The organism is Cedecea davisae (assembly GCF_044095835.1).
Lineage (GTDB): Bacteria > Pseudomonadota > Gammaproteobacteria > Enterobacterales > Enterobacteriaceae > Cedecea > Cedecea davisae.
This window is the reverse complement of record NZ_CP172054.1, coordinates 3,360,817-3,379,196: the sequence shown is the minus strand read 5'-3', so window position 1 is coordinate 3,379,196 and position 18,380 is coordinate 3,360,817. Positions and strand designations below refer to the sequence as shown.

The window sequence follows — 18,380 nt, the reverse complement described above, 5'->3', positions numbered from 1 at the left end:
TTTGCAACTTACTGTTTTGCAAGGATGTGATTTTTTAACATTGCATATTGAGCGTTGCAAGCCGGTCATAACGCACCGTTATGGTGCTCCATTTTGGTGCGAAAATTCGGCGAACAGGGTGGGGGTTAGTTTTACCGCGAAATCAGTGGACAAAACAATCACTCATTAACGATTGTGTGAGGTGATTATTACATTTGATTAACTTAAGGCTATGAATTGAGCAACGGTCTGCGCTGTTTTGGTGCAACATCCTTCCCCGGGCGGGGAAGGATTCATAGGAAATTTATATGTCTTACTCGATGTTAGACTCGATAAACCACAGGAATTTGTCCAGATCGCGTGAGGCGGCGGTCAGAATATCTGCGGTATCTTCGTCTTTAGCTTCGCCCACGGCTTTACGGACGTCGTTGGCGACGATGGCATAGCGGTCGGCCAGCTCTTTCAGGTGCTCCTGGACGGTGTGAATGTCCAGCGGATAGCTTTTCAGAGGCGTTTTGCTGTTAATAACCTGAGTGGTCCCCAGTGCTACGCCGCCCAGCTGTACCGCGCGTTCTGCCATGGTGTCGAGATGCTCGGTCAATGCAGTACGGAAGCCGTCCAGCATTTCATGGACCGCAATAAAGTTAGCACCGCGCATGTTCCAGTGAGCCTGTTTGGTAATCAGCGACAAGTCGATGAACTGGACGACCTGGCGATTCAGCAGCTCAATGGTGGCTTTTTTCTCGCTGTCTTTCACATCATTGCGGGTATATAGCAGGTTTGTAGATTTAGTTTTTACCAGTTTAGCGGTACTCATAATCTTTCATCCTCTTGATGTTGGTGTCCCAATGAATTACCGGGAATAAGTATAGCACCGCTTTTAAATTTTGCGGGTTGAGAGAATACCTATCAAACCAATAGCAAAGAGAAGGTGGAAAAGATAAATGCATTGTGAAACAGATGGTTATCTGTACATTAAAACTTATGTCAGAAAACATGAATAAATATGACAGCGGAAAGAAAATAATTCTTATTGAGTATTACATATTGCAATAAATATAGTGCTGACGGCTGTCTTAGCATTTAATGCGATGAATTATCACCGCATTAAATGAAGGGGCGTGGGTTAATTGATATCAACTTCTTTAATCTGAGTTTCACGCTTCATGGTCAGCGTGGAACCGGCGGACGCGGCGATGATACAAAGCAGGGCCAGCCACTGGATAAGCGTGAGGTGCTCGCCGAGGAACAGCATCCCGGACAGTGCCGCAAGGCCCGGCTCAAGGCTCATTAACGTCCCAAAGGTACGTGTGGGCAGCCGCGTCAGGGCAATCATCTCCAGAGAGTAGGGCAGCGCGGTGGACAGCACGGCAATCGCCAGCCCTATCGGCAGCAGCGACCATTGCAGCAGCGAGCCGCTCGCCTCCCAGACGCCGAGCGGCACGAAGATAACCGCCGCAATCAGCGAACCAAAAGCTACCGTTGCCGGGCCGTGCTCTGCCCCGGCTTTTTGCCCGGTAATAATGTAAACCGCCCAGCAGGCCCCCGCGCCCAGCGCAAAGGCGGCCCCGGTGAGGTCAACCTGCGAGATGTCCTGGCCGAGAGGCAGCAGGAACCACAGGCCCGCCACCGCCAGCACGACCCAGATAAAGTCTACCGCTCGCCTCGAACCAAAGAGGGCAACGGCCAGCGGCCCGGTAAATTCCAGCGCCACGGCGATACCCAGCGGCACGGTGCGCAGGGAAACATAAAACAGATAATTCATGCTGCCCAGGGCCAGGCCGTAAAAGAGCAGGGGTAAGCGCTGCTCAGGCTTAAAGCGCAGGCGCCACGGCTTAAATATGACCACCAGAATGAGCGTACCGAGCAGCAGGCGCAGGGCGGTAACCCCCTGAGGCCCGATAGCCGGGAACAGCGACTTAGCCAGCGAAGCGCCGCTTTGAATTGAAGTCATGGCAATAAGCAGCACCACGATGGGTAACCAGCGCGGCATGTTACGGGGAGTTTGTGGCATCCTGCATCCTGTCAGTTTTTGTCTGCATTTAGTCAATAAAGTAAAAGTTCGCCCAGTCTAATGGATTAACTTATGGCTGGTTGATAATTCATTAAGAAAATTTCTCATCGCCTGGAGTAGGATCTTCGCAGTTTTTGTCAATTTACGTCAGAAATAAATTCAGAATTATCTGAATGACGATGTTGTTAAAGGGGTTAATATTTGCCGCTGGAGTGCATAATTCCCCTGATATTTTAGCGAGTTAACATGTAGTGGAAATGTTATGTTACATGAAAAGGTTCGTTAGACAACACAATTGGCGAAGAGTTTCTGTCATGGTTTTGTTATATTTAAAACTTAGGACTTACTTGAAGCACATTTGAGGTGGATATTATGAAAAAAATTGCATGTCTTTCAGCACTGGCCTGTGTTCTGGCCGTTTCCGTAGGTACCGCATCTGCAACTAGCACCGTAACCGGTGGTTATGCGCAGAGCGATATGCAGGGCGTTGCGAACAAAGCTGGCGGTTTCAACCTGAAATACCGTTACGAAAATGATACCCCGCTGGGCTACATCGGCTCCTTCACCTACACCCAGAAAAGCGATACCTCTTCTGACGGTATCTACACTAAAGGCCAGTACTACGGTATCACCGCTGGTCCTGCTTACCGCATCAACGACTGGGCAAGCATCTACGGTGTTGTAGGTGTTGGCTACGGTAAATTCCAGGCGACCGAATACCCAGCTGCTCACGATTCCGTTAGCGACTACGGCTTCTCTTACGGCGCAGGCCTGCAGTTCAACCCTATCGAAAACGTTGCTCTGGACTTCTCCTACGAGCAGAGCCGTATTCGTAGCGTTGACGTTGGCACCTGGATCGCTGGCGTAGGCTACCGTTTCTAATATCCCCCTCAGGGATAGAAATAAAAAATCCGCCCCTGTGGCGGATTTTTTTTATCTGTCATTCGCTGACCCGCTTACCGCGTTCTGGTCTCAAAAACATCCGTCTGCAGGTGAGTATAGTCCACTTTCTTCAGCCTGAAGTTGGTGATGTACGTCGGCCCGGCTTTTTGCTCGGAAATAAACTTGTACTTCGGCGTCAATTCTTTTGCCTTAATCCCGGTCCACGCTGAGAAGAAGTTCAGGAAATCATTGGCGCTGCGGCGCGCTTTAATAAGCCTGTGGCTGGTGTCATCGCTGGACACCACCATAAAGGGCACCTGGAAGTTTTGCTGGAACTTGTCGTCATGGGCCAGATATTGCACGTCGGTACCGCGCTCTTTAAACGCCAGGCCGTGGTCAGAGAAATAAACCATAGAGAAGGTGTTGCCGGTGTTTTGCAATTGCAGGTAGAGCTGCTTTAGCAGGTCGTCGGTCTGCGTCATGCTGTAGATGTAGCAGGAGGTTTCTTTTGACTGCACAAAGTCTTTGTATTTGCCCTGAGTACGGTCGCAGGCCTGAGGATGCGAGCCCATCAGGTGCAGGACTATCAGCTGCGGGGTGTTACGCTGAGTGGCGAATACCTGCGCGGTCATCTTTAACAGCGCTTCATCACGGGTGTTTTTGTCCGCTTCAAAGTCACCGCTTTTCAGGAATTGCACTTCGTCGGCACGCTTCGCAATGCTGGCGATGGCCGTGTCGTACTCGCCTATCTGCCCCTGGTTTGAGAACCACCAGGTCTGGAAACCTGCGCGGTTAGCCAGCGTCACAAAGTTATCCTGATATTGAGGCTTGTCATCCACCACGCGATTCAGCGTCAGCCCCAGCGATTTTTGCGTGGAGCCGCTGGCGGAGACGTAATCCATAAAAATATTACCTTTAACCTGGCTGGCGAAAGGGGTGTTATCCCAGTGGCCGCCAAATGCGCCCAGGGCGTCACGGCGGGCGCTTTCACCAATCACTACTACATAAGTGTGATATTTGGGCTGTACCGCCAGGACATTCCAGGAGTCCTTCTGCTGCGAAAGCTCCTTCATCCGGGATTGCTCGTCGAGCACTTCCTTATTATTTACCACCACGTCTTTAACAAAACGCACCACCGGGTAGCCGGTATCTTTAAATTTAAAGACGCCGCCGTAGGCTAGGTTTGTTACCGGGGCGACAAAAAAGCTCACGAGACTGATCGCCAGACATACGCTATCGAAATGACGCCACGCGCGTTTTTCTTCACGCTTGCGGCGCACGGCCAGCACGCCCAGCGCCAGAATAAACAGCGACACCACGTAGCTGTACCACGGGAAGATGGTCATTATCTCCGTGGACTCTTCGAAATTGGTTGAGTGCAATGCCAGCAGGGTATTGAAATTTGGCGCGCCGTAGGCCTGGCCAAACGGGAAATACATTGCCGCAACCAGGCTGCAAACTGCCAGCAGGGCTTTTTGTACGCGAGGAGCAGCCCGCCAAAGCAATAGCAGGACGCAGCTAAAAGCCACGGCATAAAGCAGGCTGAATTCGTAGCCGAGTGCAAAATTAATCAACAGGGATTGTAGAAAATAAAAGCCAGTCCACGGATTCAGAGCGATTCCGCGAGCAGTCAGGGTATCTTTAACTGTTACATTCATCTTTATTATGGTCTTGCAAAACGCCATGCGGTGACCCTGGCGATAAGGGTAGAGCCTGCCTGACAGACGGAAACGAAGGGGAATAGCACCGCATCTGCGAGCCGCTTCATGTGCAGGGCTGCAAGAAGATAGAGCCGTAAGATAAGAATATCAACTGATAACGGGCAGCTGTTTTGCGAGACGGATTGCAAATCCGACAAATGATGGGGTTAAAGCCGGGCCTGACGGGCCGCTAAGAGGGATTTTGGATAATGATTGTTACAAAAAGATGACCATTAGCGAAAAAAAATAAGGGCAGAAACAGGCAGGGCGACTGCCTGAAATTACTGCTTTTCTTCGCCCTGCTGGGGTTTGCCTGAAACCCAATCACAAATCATGTTCAACAGCATTAAGCGTACCTGGAAAGGGGAGTGAGTAAACACGTTGATGCACCTCTTGAATTCGTTCATAGCGTCCTCCTGTTAGCCAAACGGTCGTTTATCCATAAACAAACCTGACTGCATTACATACAGGTATAGCACAGGCTATATTTTATAGCCATGGCTATTTCGTTAAATTTTTGTGGATAGCCAATGCTGGTTTACAATAAAGCCTTCCGTCGTCAGATGACGACGCCGCGCCACTGGAAGAGGAAGCACTATGAGCCGTCGGGTAGGGCAAAAGAACAGCGAAAAAGTGACGCCATTACCGAATATTGAAGAGCATGTCGAAGGCTTCAGGCAGGTGCGTGAGGCGCACCGCAGGGAATTAATTGATGATTATGTTGAGCTGATTTCTGATTTGATTCACGAGGTGGGCGAGGTTCGCCAGGTGGACATGGCCGCACGTCTTGGGGTTTCCCAGCCGACGGTAGCCAAGATGCTTAAACGCCTGGCCTCGGTTGGCCTGATCGAGCAAATTCCGTGGCGTGGGGTATTTTTAACGCCGGAAGGTGAAAAGCTGGCTCAGCAGAGCCGCGAGCGCCACCAAATCGTCGAGAATTTCTTTCTCGCTCTGGGCATCAGCCCGGAAACCGCACGTATTGACGCAGAAGGGGTAGAGCACCACGTTAGCGAAGAGACGCTTGAGGCATTTCGTAAGTTCAGCGCAGAGCGGGGTCTCGGCTGATAATGCTCATTCGCCTTGCGCGGCCTTTCCTGCGCGATCGTTTCCTGCATTTATTACTGTTGATCGGCATCGCCCTTAGCCTGGCGGTGCCGTTCCGTCCTGCTCTTTGGCCTGCCGCCATCGACTGGCACACCATTATTACCCTAACCGGCCTGATGATGCTGACCAAAGGCGTCGAGCTAAGCGGCTACTTTGATGTGCTTGGGCGCCGGATGGTGGCGCGCTTTGCCAACGAGCGGCAGCTGGCGCTGTTTATGGTCAGCGCTGCTGCACTGCTCTCTACCTTTCTGACCAATGATGTGGCGCTGTTTATCATCGTGCCGCTGACTATCACGCTGAAAAAACTCTGTTCGATTCCGGCAAGTCGGCTGATTATTTTTGAGGCGCTTGCGGTGAACGCCGGTTCGCTGCTGACGCCAATCGGCAACCCACAAAATATTTTGCTGTGGGGGCGCTCCGGGCTTTCGTTCGCCGCATTCAGCTGGCAGATGGCTCCCCTGGCGCTGGCGATGATGTTAAGCCTGCTGCTGCTGGCGTGGTTCTGTTTTAAAGCCAAACCGCTGCATTACCATAATGATGCAGGCGACGGTGGCTGGCAGCCAAAGCTGGTTTACTCCTGCCTCGGCTTTTATATCGTTTTTATCGTCGCGCTGGAGATGCAGCTGGAACTCTGGGGGCTGGGGCTGGTCGCTGTTGGTTTCCTGGTGCTGGCGCGTCGTGTGCTGCTGAGCATTGACTGGAGCCTGCTCGCGGTTTTTGTGGTGATGTTTATCGACGTTCACCTCGTTACTCAGCTTCCGGCGTTGCAGCATTCGCTTCACGACGTAGCTCAGCTTTCTTCACCCGGTTTATATACGCTTGGCATCGTGCTGTCGCAGTTTATCAGCAACGTCCCGGCAACCATCTTGTTGCTCAACTATGTTCCTGCCTCGCTGTTGCTGGCTTTTGCCGTGAATATCGGCGGCTTTGGCCTGCTGCCCGGCTCGCTGGCGAACCTTATCGCGCTGCGCATGGCGAACGATCGCCGGATCTGGTGGCGCTTCCATCTCTACTCCCTGCCGATGCTGCTGTGGGCGGCGCTGGTGGGATACGGTTTATTACGGATATTGGTATGAACTGATTCAGGCAGAAACAGGCAAGGAATGAGCAGAAATTCCCCATTCCACAAAGTGGCGCTGCGCGTATAACTGTCAGTCCGCGCTTTTCCTTCCTGAAACCCTGAACACGAGGTACCGCTATGCGTTATAAAACATTAGGTAACACCGGCCTGTTTGTTTCAGAACTTTGCCTGGGCACCATGACCTTCGGCGGAGAAGACGGCATCTGGGGAAAAATCGGCCAGCTGGAGCAGGGCGAGGCCGACAAGCTTGTTGGCAGCGCGCTGGATGCCGGGATTAACTTTATCGACACCGCCAACGTCTATTCCGGCGGTCGCTCGGAGATAATCACCGGACAGGCGCTGAAAAACCTGAAGGCACCGCGTGAAAACGTCGTCGTGGCAACAAAGGTCTTCGGCGAAACCGGCACTGCCGGGCCTAACTCCCGAGGCTCATCGCGTTTTCATATTCTCAACAGCGTAAAAGAGAGCCTGCGGCGGTTGCAGCTCGATTATATCGATCTTTATCAACTGCACGGTTTTGACCCGGCAACGCCAATTGAAGAGACCCTTCGTGCTCTGGACTCGCTGGTACAGCAGGGGCTCGTTCGCTATATCGGCGTCTCTAACTGGGCGGCATGGCAGATAATGAAGGCGCTGGGCATCTCAGAACGCCTGGGGCTGGCGCGTTTTGCTTCTTTACAGGCCTACTACACGATTGCCGGGCGCGACCTGGAGCGTGAACTGGTGCCGATGATGCAGAGCGAAGGCGTCGGGCTGATGGTCTGGAGCCCGCTGGCGGGTGGCCTGCTGAGCGGTAAATATGACCGCGACGGTAAAGCCGAAAGCGGCAGCCGCCGCCTGGCGTTCGACTTCCCTCCGGTCAATAAAGACAGAGCGTTTGACTGCGTAGACGTGATGCGAGAGATAGCAGAGTCTAAAGGGGTTTCCGTGGCCCAGATTGCGCTGGCGTGGCTGCTGCACCAGCAGGCTGTTACCACCGTTATTATCGGCGCGAAGCGTGTTGAGCAGCTTGATGACAATATTGCCGCCACCGGGATTCGCTTTAGCGAGGAAGAGCTACAGCGGTTGAATGAGGTCAGCGAGCTGCCGCGCGAATATCCGGGCTGGATGCTGGAACGCCAGGGTGAATATCGCCGGGAGCAGCTTAAGAATCAGTAAAGAAGGATCCTCCTCTCCGTTGAGGAGAGGAGAAGATTACCGTGCCAGCTTTAAATGCAGCAAAGGGAAAGGATTCCCTTCGCCATCCAGGTCTGAACGCCCCGTCTGTACAAAACCCATATGCCGGTAAAAACCAACGCCCTGCGGGTTTTGCTCGTTAACGTCCACCTCATCAACCTGCAAATGCTCAATGGCGTATTGCAGCAGCAGTTTGCCTATGCCCGTCCCACGGCTTTGCGGGGCAACAAACAGCATTTCAATGCGGTTTTCATGGCAGCCAATAAAGCCCAGCGGCTGCCCGGCGTCGTTCTCTCCCAGCTGCATTGGAATTTGCGGCATATACAGCTCGCGCACCTGCGGCCTCAGGTTGCTGATGTCGTCATCGGTTAAAAAATCATGGGTAGCCCGCACGGCGGCTTCCCAGATTTCTGCCAGGGCATCAAAATCTTCTGGCGTAGCTTTTCTTATATTTATCATCGTCTTTTATCTATCCTGCGGGATAGCGCTCATCAGTTAAACGGTGCTTCTTTTTTCAGAACCTTATCAATCACGTCCAGCACGCCCTGCTGGTTGCAGTTGCCCGCCTGGAAGCGTGCGATGCGTTTGATTTTGTCCGGCGCGTTAGCCATCGCAAAGCCAAAACCGGCCTGAGTCAGCATCTCGATGTCGTTGCCGCCGTCCCCGAAGGTGACGACTTCGCTGTCTTTAATGCCCCATTTGTCCTGCAGGATACGCAGGCCGTTGGCTTTGTGGATGCCTGGAATTATCAGATCTATAGAGCCGTGGCCGCTGGTGACCGGCACCACGATGCCGTCAAACTCAGCGCTCAGCGCATCCATCGTTTCGTCCAGCAAATTGTCCGGCAGGTTGAGGGCGAATTTAAAGAACACATCGTCGAGGTTTGAGAAGCTGTCGACGTGCTCAAGGCGGTGGTAATACTTAGCCGCCATCTGCTTAAAGTCATCGTCGTAGCCGTTCAGGGTATAGCCGTTGCGTTTGCCGCAGGCAATTATCTCGACGTGAGGCAGCGTCAGCAGGTGATCGACAAGGGTATTGAACTCCTGTTTTGTCAGCTCGCCGTTAAACAAGTCCTCGCCTTCGCTGACTACCCAGCCGCCGTTATCCGCAACGAAAGAGATTTCATGCGCGATATCCGGGAAGAACGAGATCAGCTGGAAATACTGGTTGCCGCTGGCGACCACAAAGCGGATCCCTTGTTCCTTCATCTGCTGATATTGAGCGGCAAAGCGTTCACGGTTGTAGTTTTTACCGTCGTCGAGAAAAGTGCCGTCCATGTCCACTGCAATCAACTTGATGCTCATTGAACTCTCCGTTATTCCGTTTCAAAAACTTGTTGAGCGGGCTGCTGCGGTTTAGCCACGGCGCGGGCAACCAGGGCCGCAATCGCCATCAGCGTCAGCACAACCAGCATGGCGTGGCGTAGCCCATAATGTTCGCCGAGGAAGCCCAACAGCGGCGGCCCCACTAAAAATGCAACGTAGCCGGATGCGGCGACAACGCTCACGCGGCTGGCCGGGTCCGGGCCGGTGTCTCCGGCGGCGGAAATGGTCAGCGGGAAGCCCAGCGATGTTCCCAGCCCCCAGAGAATGACGGACACGCCGGCCAGGAAAGCGCTGTCTACAAATATAATCATGCCGATGCCGAGTACGCCCATAATCGCGCACGCTCGCACCACGATAACGCGGCTGTAACGGTCAATAAACCAGCCGCCGGTAAAGCGCCCGACGGTCATGCCTAGGGTAAAGCCAACGTAGATAAGCGACCCGGAGGTGGGGCTAAAACCGTGGCCGTCGACCATTAGCAGCGGCAACCAGTCATTGGCCGAGCCTTCGGCAAAGGCCATCGCCAGCACCACGAAGCCAATCAGCAGCAGCTGAACGTCTTTATAAAACGGGCGATGAGGTTCGTGCGCCTCGCTTTTTTCCGGGTTGTCTTTCCCCACGCCGTGGGGCACGGCGGTAAGCGCTACCAGAATGGGCACTATCACCAGCAGAGCAATCATCAGCAAATGGCCCCAGGAGATAACGTTCCAGGCGGTGAGGCTCAGGCCAATCCCGGCCCCAACCAGCGTACCGAGGCTAAAGAAGCCGTGCATCATCGGCAGCACGGTTTTCTTCATCAGGCCTTCGATAATCGCGCCCTCGACATTCATTGCCACTTCGGCTGACCCCAGGCCGCTGCCGAGCAGAGCCAGGCCAAAGGCAAACAGGAGCGGCGAAGCGAAGTAGAGCGCGAGGCTCATCACCAGCATACCGATGACCATCAGCGCCATGCCGCTGCGAATAATGGTGCGGGTGCCAAAGCGCTTAACCAGCCAGCCGGAGCAGAGAATTCCGCCCATCGAGCCTACCGACAGGCCAAACAGCACAATGCCCATCCCGGCCGTTGAAACGCTGAGCGTATCGCGGATTGCGGGCGTGCGCGTTGCCCAGGATGCCATCACCAGGCCCGGGAGGAAAAAGAAGGTAAACAGCGCCCAGGTGCGGAGCCTGAGGGCTTTTCTCTGCGTGACTGACATGAACAACAACCCATAAAAAAGGGAACATGAGCGGCAGATTAGCAAGTATGTGTACATTTGTACACATACCTAATAGACTCTTTTAATACTCCGAATTTCAGGCAGGTAATAATGAGCAAAGCCCCGCGCCGTAACGATCCTGAACGCCGCTCGCGCATTCTGCGGGCGACGCTGGATATGGTAGTCAAACACGGCATCAGCGATATTACGCACCGCAAAATTGCCGAGCAAGCGGGCGTATCTTTAGGCTCGATGACCTATTACTTTTCCGGGATCGAGTCGCTGCTTTGCGAAGCTTTTACCCTGTTTGCTCACCAGATGTCGGACAGCTACCGGGAGCGTATGCAGCAGGCCAGAACCCGCGCCGACGCCTGCGAAGCCATCGTCGATATGATCTGCGGCGGCTGTGTAGCCACGCCTTACAACATGCAGGTGATGTACCAGCTCTACGCCTACGCCAGCTGCAATCCGCAGCTAAAAGACATCATGCAGGAGTGGATGATCCGCAGCCAGCAGGCGCTGGAGCCGTTCTTCGACCCGCTGACCGCCAGAGCGTTAGATGCATTCCTGGAAGGGATGACCCTTCACTACGTCACCGACCGCGAGCCGCTCAGCCGCGACGATATGCGGGTGATGGTGGCAAGGATAGTTGGGGAAGAGGGTTGACGCCCTGCGCCGCCGCGACAGCCTCCAGATATGTACTGATGGTTGTTTTGTGTTCAAATAAGGACTAGACTCCCAGCGTTAGTTGATGAGAGTCGCATTGTGCCGATCAAGATAATCCGACCTTCTCTCCGGCCTCACCAGCCGGACTAAAAAGCCCAACCTCACCCGTTGGGCTTTTTTTGTGCATTGAGTTTTGTGGTGTTCTGGCGGGAAAAGGGTTTTAACACTTAAGGAAAAGATCGATTGGAAGATCTCGAAAATTGAATTATTCGTTTTGTTGGGATACTTACAGTAGCATTCGCATGATCCAAAAGAATAGCAACGGGTCGGGGCCGCCAGAACTGGCGCACTTTCCGGCCCGTCATGCACCTCCATGAAAACCACTACACAAAGCGGGCAGGCGTGGCGGGGATACGAGCGCACGCTGTTGGTAGCTTCAAAATTTAAGTAAGACAGTAAATACAAAATGTGTAGCACTCTATTAGGTACTAAAAAACCAGGGGGAAACTATAATCGAATAGTTACGAACCTGATCATGTTCACTTTTTTAAATTTTTTATATAAACTTATGGATACTATGACACTAATACCCCAGTATGCATGAGAGTAAATTGTGGAAAATGAGCTAAATCAAAATCAGAGTAGTAAAGAGCAGGTTAATGTCTGCCACAAAATCTATGAATGTTTTAAGTCCTTAGATGGAGCATCCAATTTTAAAATTGACCCTGAAACTAGTGGAGATGATGGCGATCTTAGTTTTTCTTTTGAGCAATCAAAGACTGTTTTTAAAGTGGAAGTGCTTTCTACAGAATATTTTAAATTGATTAGAATTATAAATGCATTTGACTTTACCGCAACAAAATCTATTGAGGAAATGAATTTATTAGGCAGGGCAAATCAATTTAATGCATATGCAGTGGGCATCAAGGCTCTGGTTTATGTTAAAAAAGTAGGTTATGTTGATTTCTGTGCAGATATATTATCTGCTAACGGTGATGTTAATTTTAATGATCTTAATTTATCCCTTGTCTTACTAAGAAGTGCGCCAATGAATTTTCTGGCAGTAACTAAGGACTAGTGAGGAAGTTATGCCAACAAAGCCTAGTTTAGATGAAAATTCAACGTTAAACTTGAAGGCGCAATCTGATTTGAAAGTTGTCTCGGCAGATACCTCAAATTATTCCATCCATAATGAATGGAATGCTGATGTAATTATTTTTTTGGTTTTTATTGCTGTTGTAATTGCAGTGACACTATCAAAAAATCTTCAGAAAATAATAGATGAATTTATTTCAAAAAAATATTTTAGATGGGTGTTTTCTGGTGTAATTCTTCCAGCAATATCTTTAGGCTTAGCAAGCTACACAACAGCATCAAATCAAAAATTTGTGTATGTTGCTACAATTATAGTAAGTCTTGTGATTGGTGAGCGAGCTTCCGCACTCACAGCTGAAAAATCAGAACAACAACTAGACACTGAGACGGGAGGATTAATCAATGAAATAAGTGAGCTAGAAGCCAAACATACTAAGGCGTTAGAAAAAAAAGATGCTGAGCTTGCAGCTAAAGGTAATGAAATTAGAGCTGTATCTGATGAACTAACTAAAAGAGTTGATGAGCTGCGTCAGAATTATCTGCGTAGGTTGTACGAAATAGCAACAGACCATCAAGAAGCTGATTGCATTGTCATTAAGTTGAAAGTGAAAGAGGTGGCTCAAGATATTATGGCTACGAGCGGGCTTCTTTTAACCATGGATAGCATTGATTATCAAGTGAGAAATAATCAAGTTCCGTTACCGCAGGAAAGTTCAATTGTCTATGAGCATACCATGAAGAATGCTAAAACTCGAAACCAGCAATAGATTTAAAGCCAAGTCACTATTAACTGACTTGGCTTTAATTACAGTTTATATTCAGCGAAATTTATAATGCACTTACCTAACCAATAATTAATCGCTGCAATCCGCATCTGTGGGGGTATTAGCTCATTTCGCATAAACACATTAATCACCTTCTCCACATCCCCAAATCCCCAACATTGCTCGGCATAATCCCCATCATCTGCGGCGGAATGCGGCGAGCCGCCATCATGTCGTCCCGGCTCACATTCGTGATATTCAGAAACTCATCCTTTGCCGTCACTTCTGGCTGCGGGATGATCTGAATCCCACATGGCTGTCGTTGATGTAATACTTCCAGCGGAACAGCGTGGCGGACTCGTTCAGCAGAGCGGATGGGATGGCGGACAGGTACTCCGGCAGGCCGTAAGCCTCCTGGTTCAGGTCCGGCTCGATCAGGTGAAAAATGCTGCCCTTGGTGAACTCATACGGCTGCGTAGCCATGCCGTTCGCAAAAAATCAGCGGAGCACCGTCTCATTCGAAAGCAATGCAGGAACAATTAGCTTACTGATACTGACCCGACGCTGGTGGTTTTTATGGCCCGATCCCGCTATAGCAAAAGCGCTACCGCCACTTTGTCGCCATGCATGAGAAAGTGATGATTTAAGTAACTGATTTTATGAAGGTAAGGTGAATTTCAGGCAAATAAAAACCCATCAACCTTGAACCGAAAACGGCGGGGTTGATGGGCTCCACAAATTGGGGACATCAAAGAAAAGCAGTGGCACTAATTCAGACTGACGCCCCGTCAGAAAGTTCGCTCAGGTATAAAAAAAAAGTATATTTCTTTGTCTGTGCCCAAGATCACAATCCGGGCCATATCACGACTATCAACGTACCGGCCAGAGTTAACAACACGTTAGCGATAGCGTAGGTGCCCGCGTAGCCCAAAGCAGGGATGTTGCTGCGGGCCGTGTCGCTGATGATTTCCATCGCTGGCGCACAGGTTCGTGCCCCCATCATCGCCCCGAACAGCAGCGCGCGGTTCATGCGCAGGACGTAAGCCCCGAACAGGAAGCAGATAACCACCGGCACCAGGCTGACGATAAGGCCGGAGATAAGCATCTGCCCGCCAACCGCGCCGAGGCCGTTGCTGATGCCGCTGCCCGCGCTCAGGCCTACCCCGGCCATAAACACCATCAGGCCAAATTCTTTCACCATATTCAGCGCGCCCTGAGGGATGTAGCCGAAGGTCGGGTGGTTGGCACGCAGGAAGCCGAGCATGATGCCGGAGAACAACAGCCCGGCGGCGTTGCCGATGCCGAAGCTAAACGAGCTAAACTGGAAGGTAATCATCCCGACCATCAGGCCGATGATAAAGAAGGCGCAGAACGCCAGCAGGTCGGTAATCTGGCTGTGAATGGAGATAAAGCCGATGCGCTCCGCAACCGTTTTTACGCGCCTTGCGTCGCCGCTGACCTGCAATACGTCGCCTTTGTTGAGCACGATATTGTCGTCAATTGGCATCTCAATCTGGCTGCGGATCACGCGGTTGAGGAAGCAGCCGTGGTCGGTCAGCTTCAACTGCCCGAGGCGGCGGCCAACGGCGTTATGGTTTTTGACCACAATCTCTTCGGTGACTATACGCATATCCAGCAGGTCGCGGTCGAACACCTCTTTACCGTTACGGAAGCTCGGGTCGAGGCGCGAGTGCGCGTCCGGGTAGCCCACAAGTGAAATTTCGTCGCCCATCTGCAATACCGCGTCGCCGTCCGGGTTCGCCAGAATACCGTTGCGGCGAATACGCTCGATGTAACAGCCGGTCTGGCGGTAAATGCCCAGCTCGCGCAGGTTTTTGCCGTCCGCCCACGCAACCAGCTCCGGGCCAACGCGGTAGGCGCGGATCACCGGGAGATAGACCTTGCGGTTAGCGTCGGTGTCCAGGCCGCGCTCGCGGGCGATGTGCTGGGCGCTGGTTTGCAGATCCTGATGTTGTAGCTTCGGCATATAGCGCGCGCCAACAATCAGGCTGACCAGGCCAATCAGATAGGTAAGGGCGTAACCGAGGCTTAAATTATCCAGCGAAGTAGCCAGCTGCGCGCTGGCCATGCTCGAATGCCGCAGCGTATCCCCCGCGCCAACCAGCACCGGCGTAGACGTCATAGCGCCCGCTAGCATACCGGCGGTAAGGCCGATGTCCCAGCCAAACAGTTTGCCGAGGCCAAGGGCTATCACCATCGCGCTGCCAACCATCACCAGGGCCAGCATCAGGTAATTTTTGCCGTCGCGGAAGAAAATAGAAAAAAAGTTCGGCCCGGCTTCTACGCCGACGCAGAAAATGAACAGCATAAAGCCAAGATTTAACGCATCGGTATTGATCGCGAAGTGTTGCTGCCCGAGTAATAAAGAAACCACTAAAACACCAATGGAATTACCCAGTTGCACCGAACCGAGGCGTAATTTACCCAGGCAGAGTCCAAGCGTGAGTACCACAAATAACAAAAGGATGTAATTCCCGTTTAACAAATCTGCGACGTTTATATTCACGAAGGCTAACTTCTTGTTTACCAGTAAGCTGTTGAAAGAGATAGAGTTATGAGCTAATGTTTTGACGGGTCAGTTGATAACGACCGGCAATTATCAGGCATTAAAATATCTCACGAGACGACCGAATTTCCGCCGCTAGTTTAATCTTTATGAGTATCAGCGGCTAGTAAGAATATTGTGCTAATTGTGGCAATGCTTTATCGGCATGGATGGCCAAAGTTTTATCAAACTGGGTAAAGGCTCTGCGTGGAAACCCGCAGATTATTTTCTACCAGAAGCAGATGTCAGGAGGTGAGATGCACAAGCGAGGGCAACGGTGGCTGGGGATAACCTGCTGCTTTGTGCTATTTATTTTGGTTTTTCTTTCGCTACATTTACATGTAATGGGGCGGTTTATAGTCAGCGGGCATTATGAGCTGGGGCTGCTTTTCTTTCTCTTCCCCGGCGCGGTAGCCAGTTTCTTTTCTAAAAGCGACAAAGTGGTGAAACCCCTGGTGGGCGCCATGCTCGCTTCGCCTGTCTGCCTGTTAATTGCTCAACTTTTTTTGTCCACTCCCCGCTCTTTCTGGCAGGAGATAGCCTGGCTGCTTAGCGCGGTGTTCTGGTCTTCGTTGGGCTCGCTGTGTTATCTGCTGTTTGTGCTATACCGCAGCAACGCCCGCGCCAATAAAAAAACCGACCTTTAACAGTCGGTTTTTTGGGCAAGCTTTAACTTATTGCGCGGTCTGGAACAGGTTCAGATGCTCTTTCGCATAAGCTTCAAAGTCGGTGCAGCCGCCAATATGCTTTTGATCGAGGAAAATCTGCGGTACGGTTTCAACCGGTTTACCCACGGTTTTTTCCAGGTCAGCCTTGGTGATGCCTTCGGCGTGGATATCCACATAGCGGAAGTTAAAATCATCACGCTCGGCGGTCAGTTTCTCAGCCAGTTCTTTAGCGCGAACACAATATGGGCAGCCAGGGCGTCCAAAAATCACTGCAAACATGCTCTCTCCTCAGTTTTTTTATGGCCGATACGAAACGGCGAATGAACTTATAATGCCGATATCCGTCACATTTTGAAAGAAGGCTGTGCCTGTTAGTTTGATGACCGTAAGCTATCTGGCATCAATTTCGAGCCTTTTCGACTCAACCTGATTTAAAAAAACCAAAGGAAAAAAGATGACGCCGACCATCGATCTGCTTCGTTCGCACCGTTCAATTCGCCATTTTACCGCCGAGCCGATAACCGATGAGCAGCGCGAGGCCATTATTGCCGGTGCTCAGGCGGCCTCGACCTCCAGTTTCTTACAGTGCAGCTCTATTATTCGTATTACCGATAAGGCGCTGCGCGAGCAGCTGGTGCCGCTGACCGGTGGGCAAAAGCACGTCGCAGAGGCCGCGGAGTTTTGGGTGTTCTGCGCCGATTTTAATCGTAATTTGCAAATTTGCCCGGACGCCCAGCTTGGGCTGGCGGAGCAGCTGCTGCTTGGCGCGGTCGATACCGCAATTTTGGCGCAAAATGCTCTTACCGCCGCGGAATCGCTGGGGCTGGGCGGTGTTTATATCGGCGGCATTCGTAATAACATCGAGGCGGTTGGTGAGCTACTTGGCGTGCCGAAATATGTGCTGCCGCTGTTTGGGCTTTGCCTCGGCTGGCCGGATGCACAGCCAGACGTGAAGCCGCGCATGCCCGCCGCGATGCTGGTGCACGAAAACCGCTACCAGCCGCTGGATCGTGAGCTATTGAACGAATACGACGAACAGCTTGCGCAATATTATCTGAGCCGCGACAGCAACACGCGCCGGGATACATGGAGCGCCCACATCAGCCGCACCATCATCAAAGAAAACCGTCTGTTTATGCTCGACTATCTGCACAAGCAGGGGTGGGCTACACGCTAAGTAAAATGGCGGCCTGGCCGCCATTTCTTCAATCAATACATTTTCCGTATTAATCATTGCCGCAAACGGTATTGGTTCCTTAAGACGCTGAGTCGCTATAACTGCTGCAGTTATTTCGACAATCTGACAAGGAGCATCTGATGCCGACTACTGCTTTTGACAACTCTCCGTTTTACGCCGCCGATATTATCCGTTCCCGCATTAACGGCCTGGTGCCGCGCGTCGCTTTTATTCTGGGATCCGGGCTTGGCGAGCTGGCGGAAAAAATCGAGCACCCGGTGGTCTTTTCCTACGACGAGCTGCCTGGCTTCCCGGTTAGCACCGTTCACGGTCATGCCGGTGAGCTGGTTATCGGCACGTTGGCGGGCGTCCCGGTAGCCTGCATGAAGGGGCGCGGACACTTTTATGAAGGCCGTGGAATGTCGGTCATGACCAGCGCAATTCGCACCTTCAAACTGCTGGGATGCGAAATTCTGTTCTCTACCAATGCCGCAGGCTCCCTGCGCCCTGAAGTTGAGCCCGGCAGCCTGGTTGCGCTTAACGACCACATTAACACCATGCCGGGCACGCCAACCGTCGGGCCTAATGATGAGCGGTTTGGCGAGCGTTTCTTCTCGCTGGCAAATGCCTATGACGCCGACTATCGTGGCGTATTGCAGCAGGTCGCGCAGGAGCAAGGGTTCCCGCTACACGAAGGGGTATTTGTTTCCTATCCCGGCCCGAACTTTGAAACCGCAGCCGAAATCCGCATGATGCAAATTATCTGTGGCCATGTTGTTGGCATGTCGGTGGTTCCGGAAGTGATTAGCGCCCGCCACTGTGGCCTGAAGGTTGTTGCCGTCTCGGCTATCACTAACCTTGCGGAAGGTCTGGGCAAGATCCAACTTTCCCATGAGCAGACGCTGAAAGCTGCCGCGTTGTCGCGCCAGAACTTTATCAATCTGATTTGCGGCTTCCTCGGCAAACTCGCCTGAGCCTGACCGACCA

19 protein-coding genes and 1 pseudogene are annotated in these 18,380 nt (G+C 51.9%); 10 read left to right on the top strand and 10 right to left on the bottom strand.

The window, feature by feature from the left end; translation table 11 throughout:
* Positions 1-292 precede the first annotated feature (292 nt).
* Entirely contained in the window at positions 293-796 is a 504-nt protein-coding gene (gene dps, locus ACG1VR_RS16115) for a DNA starvation/stationary phase protection protein Dps (protein WP_016535541.1), read from the bottom strand.
* Positions 797-1,105: 309 nt separating this feature from the next.
* A complete protein-coding gene (gene rhtA / locus ACG1VR_RS16110) occupies positions 1,106-1,993 on the bottom strand; it encodes a threonine/homoserine exporter RhtA (protein ID WP_039898026.1) in 888 nt (295 codons plus the stop codon).
* Positions 1,994-2,365: 372 nt separating this feature from the next.
* On the opposite strand from rhtA, the gene ompX reads away from it, so the two are divergent.
* The gene (ompX, locus tag ACG1VR_RS16105) at positions 2,366-2,875 is read left to right on the top strand and encodes an outer membrane protein OmpX (RefSeq protein WP_016535544.1); all 510 of its coding nucleotides are present in this window, start codon (positions 2,366-2,368) and stop codon (positions 2,873-2,875) included.
* Positions 2,876-2,949: 74 nt separating this feature from the next.
* On the opposite strand, the gene ACG1VR_RS16100 is transcribed toward ompX, so the two are convergent.
* Positions 2,950-4,533 (bottom strand): phosphoethanolamine transferase, encoded by a 1,584-nt coding sequence (locus ACG1VR_RS16100; protein WP_172567975.1) that lies wholly within the window; start codon positions 4,531-4,533, stop codon positions 2,950-2,952.
* A 323-nt stretch (positions 4,534-4,856) separates the two neighbouring features.
* Positions 4,857-4,982: a manganase accumulation protein MntS gene (gene mntS / locus ACG1VR_RS16095; RefSeq protein WP_016535546.1), complete on the bottom strand. Its 126-nt coding sequence runs from the start codon at positions 4,980-4,982 to the stop codon at positions 4,857-4,859.
* Positions 4,983-5,172: 190 nt separating this feature from the next.
* On the opposite strand from mntS, the gene mntR reads away from it, so the two are divergent.
* The 3 genes from mntR (at position 5,173) to ACG1VR_RS16080 (ending at position 7,918) form a co-directional block, all read left to right on the top strand.
* Entirely contained in the window at positions 5,173-5,640 is a 468-nt protein-coding gene (gene mntR / locus ACG1VR_RS16090) for a manganese-binding transcriptional regulator MntR (RefSeq protein ID WP_016535547.1), read from the top strand.
* Between the two features lie 2 nt (positions 5,641-5,642).
* The gene (locus ACG1VR_RS16085) at positions 5,643-6,755 is read left to right on the top strand and encodes an anion transporter (protein ID WP_395489305.1); all 1,113 of its coding nucleotides are present in this window, start codon (positions 5,643-5,645) and stop codon (positions 6,753-6,755) included.
* A 122-nt stretch (positions 6,756-6,877) separates the two neighbouring features.
* The gene (locus tag ACG1VR_RS16080) at positions 6,878-7,918 is read left to right on the top strand and encodes an aldo/keto reductase (RefSeq protein ID WP_395489304.1); all 1,041 of its coding nucleotides are present in this window, start codon (positions 6,878-6,880) and stop codon (positions 7,916-7,918) included.
* Positions 7,919-7,954: 36 nt separating this feature from the next.
* Here the strand turns inward: ACG1VR_RS16080 and ACG1VR_RS16075 are convergent, their stop codons facing one another.
* Genes ACG1VR_RS16075 through ACG1VR_RS16065 form a run of 3 tightly spaced genes read right to left on the bottom strand, consistent with a single transcriptional unit; the run spans position 7,955 to position 10,457 of the window.
* Complete coding sequence (locus ACG1VR_RS16075; RefSeq protein ID WP_395489303.1) at positions 7,955-8,395, bottom strand: acetyltransferase; 441 nt, start codon at positions 8,393-8,395, stop codon at positions 7,955-7,957.
* Positions 8,396-8,427: 32 nt separating this feature from the next.
* Complete coding sequence (locus tag ACG1VR_RS16070; protein WP_395489302.1) at positions 8,428-9,240, bottom strand: Cof-type HAD-IIB family hydrolase; 813 nt, start codon at positions 9,238-9,240, stop codon at positions 8,428-8,430.
* A gap of 11 nt (positions 9,241-9,251) precedes the next feature.
* Complete coding sequence (locus ACG1VR_RS16065) at positions 9,252-10,457, bottom strand: MFS transporter (RefSeq protein WP_395489301.1); 1,206 nt, start codon at positions 10,455-10,457, stop codon at positions 9,252-9,254.
* A gap of 111 nt (positions 10,458-10,568) precedes the next feature.
* Between ACG1VR_RS16065 and ACG1VR_RS16060 the strand changes: the two genes are divergently transcribed.
* The 3 genes from ACG1VR_RS16060 (at position 10,569) to ACG1VR_RS16050 (ending at position 12,985) form a co-directional block, all read left to right on the top strand.
* Positions 10,569-11,123, top strand: a complete 555-nt coding sequence (locus tag ACG1VR_RS16060) for a TetR family transcriptional regulator (RefSeq protein ID WP_265438671.1) — start codon at positions 10,569-10,571, stop codon at positions 11,121-11,123.
* A gap of 613 nt (positions 11,124-11,736) precedes the next feature.
* Positions 11,737-12,201, top strand: a complete 465-nt coding sequence (locus ACG1VR_RS16055) for a hypothetical protein (protein ID WP_395489300.1) — start codon at positions 11,737-11,739, stop codon at positions 12,199-12,201.
* Positions 12,202-12,211: 10 nt separating this feature from the next.
* Entirely contained in the window at positions 12,212-12,985 is a 774-nt protein-coding gene (locus ACG1VR_RS16050; protein WP_395489299.1) for a hypothetical protein, read from the top strand.
* Between the two features lie 38 nt (positions 12,986-13,023).
* Here the strand turns inward: ACG1VR_RS16050 and ACG1VR_RS16045 are convergent.
* Both ACG1VR_RS16045 and ACG1VR_RS16040 read right to left on the bottom strand, forming a co-directional pair.
* Positions 13,024-13,480 (bottom strand): annotated as a pseudogene (locus tag ACG1VR_RS16045) (capsid portal protein); the annotation flags it as partial.
* A gap of 346 nt (positions 13,481-13,826) precedes the next feature.
* Complete coding sequence (locus tag ACG1VR_RS16040) at positions 13,827-15,509, bottom strand: aspartate:alanine antiporter (protein WP_016535554.1); 1,683 nt, start codon at positions 15,507-15,509, stop codon at positions 13,827-13,829.
* 296 nt (positions 15,510-15,805) lie between these two features.
* Between ACG1VR_RS16040 and ACG1VR_RS16035 the strand changes: the two genes are divergently transcribed.
* Complete coding sequence (locus ACG1VR_RS16035) at positions 15,806-16,195, top strand: inner membrane protein YbjM (RefSeq protein ID WP_395489298.1); 390 nt, start codon at positions 15,806-15,808, stop codon at positions 16,193-16,195.
* 27 nt (positions 16,196-16,222) lie between these two features.
* Here ACG1VR_RS16035 and ACG1VR_RS16030 read toward each other — a convergent pair whose 3' ends face one another.
* A complete protein-coding gene (locus ACG1VR_RS16030) occupies positions 16,223-16,495 on the bottom strand; it encodes a GrxA family glutaredoxin (RefSeq protein ID WP_008461049.1) in 273 nt (90 codons plus the stop codon).
* 175 nt (positions 16,496-16,670) lie between these two features.
* On the opposite strand from ACG1VR_RS16030, the gene nfsA reads away from it, so the two are divergent.
* On the top strand, positions 16,671-17,393 hold the full coding sequence (gene nfsA, locus ACG1VR_RS16025) for an oxygen-insensitive NADPH nitroreductase (protein WP_016535556.1): 723 nt from the start codon (positions 16,671-16,673) through the stop codon (positions 17,391-17,393).
* A gap of 140 nt (positions 17,394-17,533) precedes the next feature.
* Complete coding sequence (xapA, locus tag ACG1VR_RS16020; protein WP_395489297.1) at positions 17,534-18,367, top strand: xanthosine phosphorylase; 834 nt, start codon at positions 17,534-17,536, stop codon at positions 18,365-18,367.
* Positions 18,368-18,380: the final 13 nt, after the last annotated feature.

What these genes read in the sequence shown, in the direction of transcription:
- dps (WP_016535541.1), bottom strand. Translation starts at nt 796, where the DNA reads ATGAGTACCGCTAAACTGGTAAAAACTAAATCTACAAACCTGCTATAT.
- rhtA (WP_039898026.1), bottom strand. Translation starts at nt 1,993, where the DNA reads ATGCCACAAACTCCCCGTAACATGCCGCGCTGGTTACCCATCGTGGTG.
- ompX (WP_016535544.1), top strand. Translation starts at nt 2,366, where the DNA reads ATGAAAAAAATTGCATGTCTTTCAGCACTGGCCTGTGTTCTGGCCGTT.
- ACG1VR_RS16100 (WP_172567975.1), bottom strand. Translation starts at nt 4,533, where the DNA reads ATGAATGTAACAGTTAAAGATACCCTGACTGCTCGCGGAATCGCTCTG.
- mntS (WP_016535546.1), bottom strand. Translation starts at nt 4,982, where the DNA reads ATGAACGAATTCAAGAGGTGCATCAACGTGTTTACTCACTCCCCTTTC.
- mntR (WP_016535547.1), top strand. Translation starts at nt 5,173, where the DNA reads ATGAGCCGTCGGGTAGGGCAAAAGAACAGCGAAAAAGTGACGCCATTA.
- ACG1VR_RS16085 (WP_395489305.1), top strand. Translation starts at nt 5,643, where the DNA reads ATGCTCATTCGCCTTGCGCGGCCTTTCCTGCGCGATCGTTTCCTGCAT.
- ACG1VR_RS16080 (WP_395489304.1), top strand. Translation starts at nt 6,878, where the DNA reads ATGCGTTATAAAACATTAGGTAACACCGGCCTGTTTGTTTCAGAACTT.
- ACG1VR_RS16075 (WP_395489303.1), bottom strand. Translation starts at nt 8,395, where the DNA reads ATGATAAATATAAGAAAAGCTACGCCAGAAGATTTTGATGCCCTGGCA.
- ACG1VR_RS16070 (WP_395489302.1), bottom strand. Translation starts at nt 9,240, where the DNA reads ATGAGCATCAAGTTGATTGCAGTGGACATGGACGGCACTTTTCTCGAC.
- ACG1VR_RS16065 (WP_395489301.1), bottom strand. Translation starts at nt 10,457, where the DNA reads ATGTCAGTCACGCAGAGAAAAGCCCTCAGGCTCCGCACCTGGGCGCTG.
- ACG1VR_RS16060 (WP_265438671.1), top strand. Translation starts at nt 10,569, where the DNA reads ATGAGCAAAGCCCCGCGCCGTAACGATCCTGAACGCCGCTCGCGCATT.
- ACG1VR_RS16050 (WP_395489299.1), top strand. Translation starts at nt 12,212, where the DNA reads ATGCCAACAAAGCCTAGTTTAGATGAAAATTCAACGTTAAACTTGAAG.
- ACG1VR_RS16035 (WP_395489298.1), top strand. Translation starts at nt 15,806, where the DNA reads ATGCACAAGCGAGGGCAACGGTGGCTGGGGATAACCTGCTGCTTTGTG.
- ACG1VR_RS16030 (WP_008461049.1), bottom strand. Translation starts at nt 16,495, where the DNA reads ATGTTTGCAGTGATTTTTGGACGCCCTGGCTGCCCATATTGTGTTCGC.
- nfsA (WP_016535556.1), top strand. Translation starts at nt 16,671, where the DNA reads ATGACGCCGACCATCGATCTGCTTCGTTCGCACCGTTCAATTCGCCAT.
- xapA (WP_395489297.1), top strand. Translation starts at nt 17,534, where the DNA reads ATGCCGACTACTGCTTTTGACAACTCTCCGTTTTACGCCGCCGATATT.